Genomic DNA, 10,690 nt, shown 5'->3' on the forward strand with positions numbered 1-10,690 from the left:
AACAGACACCGCACAACTCAGGTCGGACAGGTCTCCTGCCCATTATCCAGACCCTCCCACAGTGTTATTGGTTGCTCACAACATTTGTGGTCACTGCAGCCCCCTGTGGGAGCTGGCTTGCCAGCGATGAAACCCGAACAGACACCGCACAACTCAGGTCGGACAGGTCTCCTGCCCATTATCCAGACCCTGCTTGTAGGTATGGCTTTGCAGGCTGGCCTTGCCGTTGTGCCAGGTCAGCGTCAACACATACAACGAGTCGAAGTCGCTGGATTCCCAATCCTCGGTGATCTTCTGCTTCTTGCCGACGGCTTCCCCGGCGACCTTGTTGATCAACTCCGGCAGGTAGCCGTGGGACCACGCCGTGTATATGACCGAGTTGTGATACTTGTCGTGCAGCAGTTCATCGGCCAGGTCGCTGGTGTCGTTGGCCGAGTATTTGATATTGACCGGCAAGCCGAGCTTGATCGCGCTGGGGCTGATGGTCATCAAAGGGCGAATGTAACTGTAAGAGTTGTCCAGCTCGCCTTCCTCGACATTGCGCGTCGGGTTGGCGGCAAACACGTAGTCGGCCTTGCCGAATTTTTCCGGCAGCAACGTGGCCAGGTCGATCGCACGGTTCAGTCCCTGGCAATTGAGCTGGCCGAGGCCGCCCGCGGGTTTTTCCGCGTGGCGCAGGAACACCAGCGTCTGTGTGCCGTCCGCCGGCTGGGCGCGGCTTTCGCTCGACTCCAGCAACATGAACAACGCGCTGGCCGCCAGCAGGGCGGGCAGGAAAATGTAGGCGCGATGTTTGAAGCGATTAGCGAGTTTCAGAAAATTCGTCATGGAAAAAAGAGTTCTTCAGCATATTGGTTAAGGCTGACAAACCTTTACACCGCGGCTTTCCTGCGTCGGGTGTTTTCCATGTCGTGAAGCCGGTCCGTTTCAAAAGGGGCAGTGCTCAGAGTCCTCTGAAGCCCATTTGGTTCGATTCCGGCCCGAGAGCGCAGCAATGTACCGGTAACCATGAACGGGTTGCAGCGAAGGTTATCGACATGATGTTGCGGATTTATGGCCACCCTACACCGCCATGCACGCATTCACGCTGTGATCCTTATTGATCTTGACCATCAGCGTTATCGATGGCGCCGGCGGTCTCAATTCGCGAGATGTCCATTATCATCGGTGTTCTCAATTTTCTCGTGGATCCAACCCATGACCGATTTGTCTGCATTCCCCATCACTCAAAAATGGCCGGCCCAGTATCCGGAGTGGATTCAGCTGTACTCCTTGCCGACCCCCAACGGCGTCAAGGTGTCGATCATGCTTGAAGAGATCGGCCTGCCGTATGAACCGCATCGCGTCGGCTTCGATAGCAACGACCAGATGTCCCCCGAGTTCCTGTCGCTGAACCCCAACAACAAGATTCCGGCCATCCTCGACCCCCACGGTCCCGGTGGCCAGCCGCTGCCGTTGTTCGAATCCGGGGCGATCCTGATTTACCTGGCCGACAAGAGTGGGCAATTGCTGGCGCAGGAAGGGGCTGCACGCTACGAAACCATTCAGTGGTTGATGTTCCAGATGGGCGGCATCGGACCGATGTTTGGCCAGCTCGGCTTTTTCAACAAGTTCGCCGGCAAAGACTACGAAGACAAGCGTCCGCGTGACCGCTATGTCGAAGAAAGCAGACGCCTGCTCAGTGTCCTGGATAAGCACCTGCAAGGCCGGGAGTGGATCATGGGCGAACGCTATACCATCGCCGATATCGCCACGTTTCCATGGATCCGCAACCTGATCGGCTTCTATGAAGCGGGCGATCTGGTCGGCATCGAGAATTTCCCGAACGTCACCCGCGTGCTGGAAAAATTCCTCGCACGGCCGGCGGTGAAGCGCGGTCTGGAAATCCCGAAACCTATCGCCAACTGACCGGGAACCTGTGGGAGCGGGCAAGCCCGCGCCCACAGGGGACGTGTTTTCAGGACACTCAAAAAAACGGCCGAATCCCGTGATGATCGAAATAGCGCTCGATCACCTTCGGATCGGAGCACGTCTGGGCAATCGCCACGTAGGTATCGGGCCTTAGCAGGTAAAAGCCGTTGCGTGCCAGTCCCGCTTCTTCAAACGCCGGTCGCCAATCGAACACCTGCAACGGCACATGGTGCTCGTGGCACCAGGCGATCATCTCATCGCTGGTGTCGCCGTACACATGCACCTGCCAGGTCAGGCATTTCAGCGATTCGAAATTGTCACCTTCACCGTCGTGCGCCCAGGGCAAGCGATCGCCGCCGTGCACGTGGCCGGCAACGCCCTGGCTCAGGGGCATCCCCCGATAGTTCAAAGTGATCTGCGACACCGTGCGGAACAGGAACTCGCGGGAGGTTTCGAACGAGGCCATTTTGGGAAGCAGCAATGGCGCCAGGCGAGTGCGCAACAGATCGGCCACGCGTCCTTCGGCAGTGACGAAGGTGAACACCCGGTCGGTGGTCGCCACCAGTTTGCGGGCGAAAGCGATGCGTTCGGTTTCATAGGTGTCGAGCAGCCTGGCTTCGGCACCGCCGCTCAGCACCGCTGCGAGTTTCCAGGCGAGGTTGATCGCATCGCCGATGCCGGTGTTCATGCCCTGGCCGCCGGCGGGACTGTGCACATGGGCGGCGTCGCCCAGTAAAAAAGCCCGGCCGGTGCGAAAGTGGTCCGCCACCCGGTGATGGACGCGGTAGGTCGAGAACCAGTTCAATTGTTCGACCTTGACCTGCATGTGCTCGATAGCCCGGCTGCTGACGTCTTCGAATTGCAGGGTTTCGGCCTGCTCGGCACGCTCGTCACGCACGGTGCCGATCAATCGCGCACGGCCTTGCGCGGCCAACGGGAACACGGCGAGGAAATCCGCTTCATCCAGATCCACGTGCAATTCGCCGTTGAACGTCGGCCCGCTGGCCTGCACGTCGGCCACGTAGAAAATCTGCTGATAGGTGTCACCGGGAAAGCCGGTGTCGAGGTTTTTGCGCACGATCGAGCGAGCGCCGTCGCAGCCCGCCAGGTAGCAGGCCTGACAGGTTTCCCGTTGACCGTCGGCCAGGCGCAAGGTGGCCGTAATGCCGTCACCGGATTCTTCGAAACCCAGTAGCTCGGTGTTGCGCTCGACAGTGACGCCGAAGGTTTCGAGCCGCTCGATCAGCAGCCGCTCGTGTTCATCCTGCGGGTAGATTTCGAGAAAGGCGTAGGGCGTCAGCCCTTCACCAACACGGCTCAGCGGCAGACGTGCCACAGGCTCGCCCTTGACCCAGAAATTGGCGGCAGCCACGCGATGGCCGTGTTGCACGATGGCATCGGCGAGGTCGAGCTGGCGATACAACTCCAGTGTCCGCGCCTGAACCGCCAGCGCCCGCGACGTGGTGCCGGGGGCCGAGGCCTTGTCGATGATCCGCACGCGAATTCCCAGCTTGCTCAGCCATAAGGCCAGAACCAGTCCGGTCGGGCCGGCGCCGATGATCAACACGTCGCTACGGTGCATGAACCAGTCCTCCTCGCCATGTGATGTGAAGTATGGTCCACAGGCTGTCGCTGGGCAGGGATTTTCCATGGGAGCCGGCCTGCTCGCTCCGCCAGCATTCGTCAGATTTCGAGGAACAGCCGTGGCCTGCCAAGGTCATAGCCTGCGCCATGCCATTGGTCGTATGGTTAACCCGGTTCAACGGACTTCCTGGAGCAACATGCAAGCCCAACGATTGATCACGAGCGTCGCCGCGTTGCTGGTGCTGGCCGGTTGCAGCAGTCAACGGACCCAGGAGCCACCGGTGCGCAAACCTGCCGAGGTCAAGGCGCAGATCGTGCGGTTGCTGCCGGCCAAGACGGTCGACCGCCAGGGCTGGGCCACGGATATCTACGCCGCGTTCGCTGCGCAGAACATTCCACCGACCACGCAAAACCTGTGTGCCGTGCTGGCGGTGACCGAGCAGGAATCGACTTTTCAGGTCGACCCGTCGGTCCCGGGGCTGGGCAAGATTGCCCGCGAGGAAATCGATCGTCGTGCCACCAAGGCGCACATTCCCAACCTGCTGGTCAGCGGAGCCCTGCGGGTGAGTTCGCCCAATGGCAAAACCTACAACGATCGCCTGAATGCGGCGCGCAGTGAAAAAGAACTGAGTGCGATTTTCGATGATTTCATTGGCATGGTGCCCATGGGTAAGACCCTGTTCGCAGGCTTCAACCCGGTACACACCGGTGGGCCAATGCAGGTCAGCATCGATTTCGCCGAGCAACAGGCCAAGGGGTATCCCTACCCGGTAGACGGCTCGATTCGTCGTGAAGTCTTTACCCGCCGGGGCGGCATGTATTTCGGCATCGCCCATTTGCTGGGTTACCCGGTGAGCTACAAACAGCCGTTGTACCGTTTTGCCGACTTCAATGCCGGTTGGTACGCCAGCCGCAATGCCGCGTTCCAGAACGCCGTCAGTCGTGCGTCCGGCATTCCGCTGGCGCTGGATGGCGACCTGGTGCGCTACGGTTCGATCATGCCCGGCAGCACGGAACTGGCGGTGCGTACCCTCGGCAAGCAGTTGGACATGCGCAATCCGACGATCAGGGATCAATTGGAGCAGGGCAACAGCCTCGAATTCGAGAACAGCAAGCTCTATCAACGGGTCTTTGCCTTGGCCGAACAGGCTGAGGGGCGACCACTGCCGCGCGCGGTATTGCCGGGAATCGTCCTGCAGAGCCCGAAAATCACCCGAAAACTCACTACAGCGTGGTTTGCCAAGCGGGTTGATGAGCGCTATCAGCGATGCATGGCGCGTAACTGAGAATCAAAAAATCCCAGGCACGAAAAAGCCCGGCTGATCAGGCCGGGCTTTTTGTCGGGTACTGCGGTGAAGCAGTTCAGTCATGCAACGGAGTTGCCTTGCAAACGATCCGAACCATCGGCGGCGACGGTGTTGCCTTTCAGGCGGTCGGAACCGTCAGCGGCGACGGTGTTGCCTTGCAGGCGGTCGGAGCCATCGGCGGCGACTTCATTACCTTTCAAACGATCCGAACCATCAGCCGCTACAGCATTGCGTTTTTCCAGCAGGCGATCAGCGCCACCTTCAGCCACACGGCTTTCGATCAGACGATCCGAGCCGCCTTCAGCGACGACGGGTTGAACAGAAGTCGCGGCAAATGCGTTAACTGCGAAAACCGAGAAAGCGATGCTGAGGATGGTTTGGCGTTTCATGATCGTGTGCTCCGGGGTGTTGTTGGTTGGTATGGAGCCAATGTTACGCCGCGGATTTTTTAAGAGAACTTCATTGACGTGATGGTGAACATCGACAGGATTGATCTCACGAGCGCCATTCCTGTCGTGGGATTGATGATATCGCTCAGAGGACTTTCACCGCGCGGCCGATAAATTGAATCGGCCCGGTCGGCTTGCCGATTGGCGAGCCATTGGGGTTTTCCAGAGTCAGTTCGAACAGTTGGTTCGGTTCCAGCGGCGGCAGTTTGTCCAACGGCACCGAAAGCGTTTGCCCCGGTTTTACCAAACCGAGAGACACCGGACCTTGCCAGCCTTCGGCCTTGGTCCAGAACTCCAGTGCCTTGTCTGCCGGCACTTCCACAACACCCAACGGGATCAGCTGGATTTCCCGGGGGTTGCTGGCCTGAATCACCCAGCCCGGCGCCTTGTCTTGCGGAGCGACCAACACCACCAGATACGTCGGTTTGACCGTGGTTTGCGTCAGCAACATAGCGCCCAGCAACAAACTCGCGGCCAACCCGGCACCGGCCAGCCCTCGCCAGAGTGGCAGGCGATTCCACCAGCTGGCCGACGGGAGCACGCGGGATGTCGATGGCGGGCGATCAAGGGCCTCCACGCTGCGTTCGATGCGCTGCCACAGTTGCGTCGATGGGGTGTGCGGCTCGGCCAGTTCGGTCAGGCCCAGCAAACGGCTCTCCCAGTTATCGACGGCGTTGCGCAGCCCGATATCGCTGTGCAGGCGTTGCTGAACCTCGGCTCGTTGCTCGGCGGAAAGTGTTCCCAGCACATACTCACTGGCCAGTTCATCGAGCGCTTGCGGGGTTTCGTCGGTCGGTTTGCTGATCATCCCAGGCACTCCCGCAACGCCGTCAGGCTCCGCTTGATCCACGCTTTGACTGTGCCCAGCGGGGTGCCGAGCTTGTGTGAAATTTGCGCGTGGGAATATCCGTCGACATAGGCATGCACAATGCAGTCGCGCCGCAGCGGTTCCAGTTGTTCCAGGCACCGGTGGATGCGTGCCGAATGCATCTGGACATCAAAGGTGTCCGTGCTGTCCAGAACGTCGACATTGCCTTGAAGCTCGCGATTGTGATCACGCAGGTAGTTGAGTGCCAGATGCCGGGTCACGCTGAACATCCAGCCTCGGGCCGAACCCCGCGCCGGGTCAAAACCCCCGGCGCCGGTCCAGATCTTCAAGAATGCATCGTGGACGATGTCCTCGGCCAGGGCCGAATCCCGTACCAGCCGCTTGGCTACCCCCAACAACCGCGGGCTCTCCTGCACATACAAATCGCGCAGGGCCTGACGCTCGCCGCGAGCGCAGGCCGCCAGGTGGTGTTCATAGTCGAAGACGGTTTCGGGCAAGGACACTGTTCTCGGCCGGTGGTGGTTGAGATGTCGAATGCAATCTAGCAAACAAACGGCATTCCTGTAGCCGCAAGTTTGTCCCCGCAGGCGACTAAGTCAGCTTCCGGGCCTCAACTGGCCGCCCAGAAAATGTAATCCGCCTGATACTGCACCACTTCCTGCTTGCCCTTGTTGGCCGTCGTGCACTCGGTACTGGGCGCGACACCGCCTTTGAGGGCCACTCGCTGGATGTAGCTGACGCCGCTCATGGCGCCTTTGCCTTCGGCCGGGTTGGCCTTGACCAGTTGGTAAGGCAGGTTCCCCGGGCTCGACGGCGCCACGGCGAGTTGTGTGCCGGTGATTTTCGACCCGTCGTTGGCTTGCCATGTGGCCGGCGGTCCGAAATAAGTCCCGATCTGTTTGCCGCTGCGATCATTGAGCACGGCTTTGGGGCCGACGAAGGTCCATTCGGTCTGGCCGGCCGCATTGGCTTTGTCCCGGCATTCGTAGGTGATTTCGCCGACCCCGGTGGTTTCCAGGGCGACCTTGTGCCCGTCGGGCACCTTGATGTTGTCTGGCAGACCGGTCTGGGCGTAGGTCGCAGGAACGGTGGCGAACAAACCGACAAGGCAAATCAGTTGTTTGGCGTTCATCAAAAGCTCTCCGAAAGTGGGTAGTGCACTCGGCAGCAACAGGGGCTGCTACAGGTACTACCCTTGGCAAGGCATTCTGGATGCAGTGCCTCGAAGAAATTTTTCATCGCGACAAGAGTCAGCTGCTTGAGAACATCCCAAGGAGGTGTGTATGTATCAACTCTACGGTCATCAGAATTCGGGCGCGGCGGCGGTCGAGGCCGCGCTGGAGCTGTGTGAGATTCCTTACCGCTTCATCGACGTCGAGTCCTCCCCGGAGGCCGCGCTGGCATTGGAAAAACTCAACCCGCTCAAGCAGATTCCGACACTGCAACTGCCCGACGGCAGCATCCTGACCGAGAGTGCGGCGATCCTGATCCATCTCGCACTGACGTTTCCAGCGGCAAAGCTGTTGCCCGATCACCCAGCCGACCGTGATCAGGCCATTCGCGGGCTGGTGTATATCGTCAGCAATTGTTACGCGGCAATCGGCATCATCGACTACCCCGAACGCTGGCTGGCCGAGGCCGATGAATCGTCGCGACAAAACCTGATGGCGGGTACCCGAGCGAGACTGCACTGGAGTTGGGAAGTGTTTGCCGATCAGTTTTCGGGGGAGTTGTATCTGGGCGAAGAGCCGCCCGGCGCGCTTGACGTGTTGGCGGCGGTGATCACGCGATGGGGAGGAAGCCGCGAGCATTTGCGCCAGGCCCGGCCAGGATTTTTTGCCTGGCTGGAGCGGATTGACCGGCATCCGACGTTGGCGCCGGTGTTTGCCCGGCATTGGCCGGGCTGAAGTGCACCACTGACCACCCGTGGGAGCTGGCCTGCTGGCGATGGCGGCTGGGTATTTGGCCTCGATCGTGTCTTCCAGGGCCTCATCGCGAGCAGGCTCGCGCCCACAGGTGGGGACTGCGGTGACCTGGGTTTATTCGCCGCGGATGTACTGCTCCAGTTGCCGAATCAATTCAGCCTGTTCAGCGATGGCTTCCTTGACCAGGTCGCCGATCGACAGCAAGCCGATCAGCCGGCCGTTTTCCACCACCGGCAAGTGACGCAGGCGTTTGTCGGACATGATGCCCAGGCAGGTATCGACGGTTTGGTGAGTGTCCACGGTGATCACCGGCGACACCATGATGTCGCGCACCGGCGTACCCACCGAAGAACGGCCATGCAGCACCAGTTTGCGCGCGTAATCCCGTTCGCTGATGATGCCCAGCACTTCATCGTTCTCCACCACCAGCAAGGCGCCGACATTTTTCTCGGCCATCTTCATCAGCGCTTCCAGCACCATGTGATCGGGTTTGATCTGGTGCACTTCCTGGTTTTTCTGATCTTTCAACTTGAGCAGTTGCGCGACGGTTTTCATGGCGGTTTCCCGGGTGTTGTCGTTGTCCTTGAAGAATCGTAGACACCGGCCCTGAGAGCAAGGGCGAAAGCGGCAGATAACGCTCAAAAAACGTCATTTGGCGGTTTTTTACAGCAACCGGCCGCTGAATCGACGCGTAGAATTGACACCCTGAATCCATTTCGAGGTTTGCAGTGGCCGATTTACCCCAGGGCTTCGTCCTGACCCGGCATTGGCGCGATACCCCGGCGGGTACGGAGGTCGAGTTCTGGCTGGCAACCGATAGCGGTCCCCGGCGCATCCGCCTGCCTTATCAGCCATCGGTGGCATTCCTGCCGGTCAGTCAGCGCGAGCAGGCCGAAGCGCTGCTGCACGACGAAAAAAACGTCGAACTCAAGCCTTTGTCTTTGCTGGATTTCGAGCACCGCCCGGTGCTCGGCTTGTATTGCCGCCAGCACGCGCAGTTGATGCGCCTGGAAACCGCGCTGCGGCGAATGGGCGTTGAAGTGTACGAAGCCGACGTGCGCCCGCCGGAACGCTACATGATGGAACGGTTCATCACCGCGCCGGTGCGTTTTGGCGGTACGCCGGGCGCTGATGACCTGCTGCGCGATGCGCAGATGAAGCCCGATCCCAACTATCGACCACACTTGAAACTGGTGTCGCTGGACATCGAAACCACGGCTCAGGGCGACTTGTACTCCATCGCCCTGGAAGGCTGCGGCGAGCGTCAGGTGTACATGTTGGGGCCGCCCAATGGCGATGACAGTGAAGTGGATTTCCAGCTTGAGTACTGCGAATCGCGCACCCTGCTGCTGAAGAAGCTCAACGAGTGGTTCGCCCGACATGACCCCGATGCAATCATCGGCTGGAACGTGGTGCAGTTCGACCTTCGGGTGCTTCACCAGCACGCCCGGCGCCTGGCCGTGCCGCTGAAGCTGGGGCGTGGCGGCGAGGAAATGCAATGGCGCGAACACGGCAACGGCAATCATTACTTCGCATCCGCTGCCGGGCGACTGATCATCGACGGCATCGAAGCCCTGCGTTCGGCGACCTGGAGCTTCCCCTCGTTCAGCCTGGAAAACGTCGCGCAAACCCTGTTGGGTGAAGGCAAGGCCATCGACAACCCCTACCAGCGCATGGACGAAATCAACCGCATGTTCGCCGAGGACAAACCGGCACTGGCCAAGTACAACCTCAAGGACTGCGAACTGGTCACGCGGATTTTCGCCAAGACCCAATTACTGACCTTCCTGCTGGAACGGGCCAGCGTGACGGGGTTGCCGGTGGATCGCATGGGCGGCTCGGTGGCGGCGTTCACCCACCTCTACATGCCGTTGATGCACCGCCAAGGCTTTGTTGCGCCGAACCTCGGCGCTAAACCACCACAGGCCAGCCCTGGCGGGTTTGTCATGGATTCGCAACCGGGGCTGTACGAGTCGGTGCTGGTGTTCGACTACAAAAGTCTTTATCCATCGATCATCCGCACGTTCCTCATTGATCCCGTGGGGTTGATTGAAGGGCTCAAGCATCCTGACGACAGCGACTCTGTGCCGGGCTTTCGCGGGGCGCGTTTTTCCCGCACCCGGCACTGCCTGCCGTCCATCGTCGCGCGGGTCGCCGAGGGCCGGGAAACCGCCAAGCGCGAACACAACGCGCCGCTCTCCCAAGCCCTGAAGATCATCATGAACGCGTTCTACGGCGTGCTTGGTTCCAGCGGTTGTCGCTTTTTCGACACGCGTCTGGCGTCTTCCATCACCTTGCGCGGCCACGAAATCATGCTGCGTACCCGTCAGTTGATCGAAGATCAGGGGCATACGGTGATTTATGGCGACACCGACTCGACCTTCGTCTGGTTGCGCCGTGCCCACGGTCAACAGGAAGCCGCCCAGATCGGCCGCGCGCTGGTCGATCACGTCAATCAGTGGTGGGGTGAGCACGTGCGGCAGGAGTATGGCCTGGAGAGTGCGTTGGAGTTGCAGTTTGAAACTCACTACAAACGTTTCCTGATGCCGACCATTCGCGGGGCGGAGGAGGGCAGCAAGAAGCGTTACGCGGGGCTGGTCACGCGGGCCGATGGCAACGACGAGATGGTTTACAAAGGCCTGGAAACCGTGCGCACCGACTGGTCGCTGCTGGCCCGGCAGTTTC

The 10,690-nt window shown here is 60.1% G+C and carries 11 protein-coding genes; 4 read left to right on the forward strand and 7 right to left on the reverse strand.

What is annotated here, in order from left to right:
• Nucleotides 1–153: 153 nt before the first annotated feature.
• Nucleotides 154–828, reverse strand: coding sequence for a hypothetical protein (locus tag D8U18_RS27920; RefSeq protein WP_056854804.1), 675 nt, complete (start codon nucleotides 826–828; stop codon nucleotides 154–156).
• 369 nt (nucleotides 829–1,197) lie between these two features.
• Here D8U18_RS27920 and D8U18_RS27925 point away from each other — a divergent pair, with 369 nt between their 5' ends.
• The gene (locus tag D8U18_RS27925) at nucleotides 1,198–1,908 is read left to right on the forward strand and encodes a glutathione binding-like protein (protein ID WP_130904219.1); all 711 of its coding nucleotides are present in this window, start codon (nucleotides 1,198–1,200) and stop codon (nucleotides 1,906–1,908) included.
• 58 nt (nucleotides 1,909–1,966) lie between these two features.
• Here D8U18_RS27925 and D8U18_RS27930 read toward each other — a convergent pair whose 3' ends face one another.
• Nucleotides 1,967–3,493 carry an FAD-dependent oxidoreductase gene (locus tag D8U18_RS27930; protein ID WP_056854802.1) on the reverse strand — a complete coding sequence of 509 codons (1,527 nt, stop codon included), beginning with the start codon at nucleotides 3,491–3,493 and terminating at the stop codon, nucleotides 1,967–1,969.
• Between the two features lie 199 nt (nucleotides 3,494–3,692).
• Here D8U18_RS27930 and D8U18_RS27935 point away from each other — a divergent pair, with 199 nt between their 5' ends.
• Nucleotides 3,693–4,781: a DUF1615 domain-containing protein gene (locus tag D8U18_RS27935; protein WP_131109202.1), complete on the forward strand. Its 1,089-nt coding sequence runs from the start codon at nucleotides 3,693–3,695 to the stop codon at nucleotides 4,779–4,781.
• A gap of 80 nt (nucleotides 4,782–4,861) precedes the next feature.
• Here the strand turns inward: D8U18_RS27935 and D8U18_RS27940 are convergent, their stop codons facing one another.
• The 4 genes from D8U18_RS27940 to D8U18_RS27955 form a co-directional block, all read right to left on the reverse strand.
• Nucleotides 4,862–5,191, reverse strand: coding sequence for a hypothetical protein (locus tag D8U18_RS27940; protein WP_131109204.1), 330 nt, complete (start codon nucleotides 5,189–5,191; stop codon nucleotides 4,862–4,864).
• 145 nt (nucleotides 5,192–5,336) lie between these two features.
• Nucleotides 5,337–6,059 carry an anti-sigma factor gene (locus tag D8U18_RS27945; protein ID WP_131109206.1) on the reverse strand — a complete coding sequence of 241 codons (723 nt, stop codon included), beginning with the start codon at nucleotides 6,057–6,059 and terminating at the stop codon, nucleotides 5,337–5,339.
• Nucleotides 6,056–6,583, reverse strand: a complete 528-nt coding sequence (locus D8U18_RS27950; protein WP_130904224.1) for a sigma-70 family RNA polymerase sigma factor — start codon at nucleotides 6,581–6,583, stop codon at nucleotides 6,056–6,058. Before D8U18_RS27950 ends, D8U18_RS27945 begins: the two co-directional genes overlap by 4 nt.
• A gap of 107 nt (nucleotides 6,584–6,690) precedes the next feature.
• A complete protein-coding gene (locus D8U18_RS27955; protein ID WP_131109208.1) occupies nucleotides 6,691–7,212 on the reverse strand; it encodes a DUF3455 domain-containing protein in 522 nt (173 codons plus the stop codon).
• 151 nt (nucleotides 7,213–7,363) lie between these two features.
• Between D8U18_RS27955 and D8U18_RS27960 the strand changes: the two genes are divergently transcribed.
• The gene (locus tag D8U18_RS27960; protein ID WP_131109210.1) at nucleotides 7,364–7,987 is read left to right on the forward strand and encodes a glutathione S-transferase; all 624 of its coding nucleotides are present in this window, start codon (nucleotides 7,364–7,366) and stop codon (nucleotides 7,985–7,987) included.
• A 132-nt stretch (nucleotides 7,988–8,119) separates the two neighbouring features.
• Here the strand turns inward: D8U18_RS27960 and D8U18_RS27965 are convergent, their stop codons facing one another.
• Nucleotides 8,120–8,560, reverse strand: a complete 441-nt coding sequence (locus D8U18_RS27965; protein ID WP_056854796.1) for a CBS domain-containing protein — start codon at nucleotides 8,558–8,560, stop codon at nucleotides 8,120–8,122.
• 173 nt (nucleotides 8,561–8,733) lie between these two features.
• Between D8U18_RS27965 and D8U18_RS27970 the strand changes: the two genes are divergently transcribed.
• A partial coding sequence (locus D8U18_RS27970) for a DNA polymerase II (protein ID WP_131109212.1) occupies nucleotides 8,734–10,690 on the forward strand: 1,957 nt, incomplete at its 3' end.

This window comes from Pseudomonas sp. Sample_10 (assembly GCF_004321495.1).
Taxonomy (GTDB): Bacteria; Pseudomonadota; Gammaproteobacteria; order Pseudomonadales; family Pseudomonadaceae; genus Aquipseudomonas.

Coding starts and splice junctions, on each gene's coding strand:
- D8U18_RS27920 (WP_056854804.1), bottom strand. CDS start 828: ATGACGAATTTTCTGAAACTCGCTAATCGCTTCAAACATCGCGCCTAC.
- D8U18_RS27925 (WP_130904219.1), top strand. CDS start 1,198: ATGACCGATTTGTCTGCATTCCCCATCACTCAAAAATGGCCGGCCCAG.
- D8U18_RS27930 (WP_056854802.1), bottom strand. CDS start 3,493: ATGCACCGTAGCGACGTGTTGATCATCGGCGCCGGCCCGACCGGACTG.
- D8U18_RS27935 (WP_131109202.1), top strand. CDS start 3,693: ATGCAAGCCCAACGATTGATCACGAGCGTCGCCGCGTTGCTGGTGCTG.
- D8U18_RS27940 (WP_131109204.1), bottom strand. CDS start 5,191: ATGAAACGCCAAACCATCCTCAGCATCGCTTTCTCGGTTTTCGCAGTT.
- D8U18_RS27945 (WP_131109206.1), bottom strand. CDS start 6,059: ATGATCAGCAAACCGACCGACGAAACCCCGCAAGCGCTCGATGAACTG.
- D8U18_RS27955 (WP_131109208.1), bottom strand. CDS start 7,212: ATGAACGCCAAACAACTGATTTGCCTTGTCGGTTTGTTCGCCACCGTT.
- D8U18_RS27960 (WP_131109210.1), top strand. CDS start 7,364: ATGTATCAACTCTACGGTCATCAGAATTCGGGCGCGGCGGCGGTCGAG.
- D8U18_RS27965 (WP_056854796.1), bottom strand. CDS start 8,560: ATGAAAACCGTCGCGCAACTGCTCAAGTTGAAAGATCAGAAAAACCAG.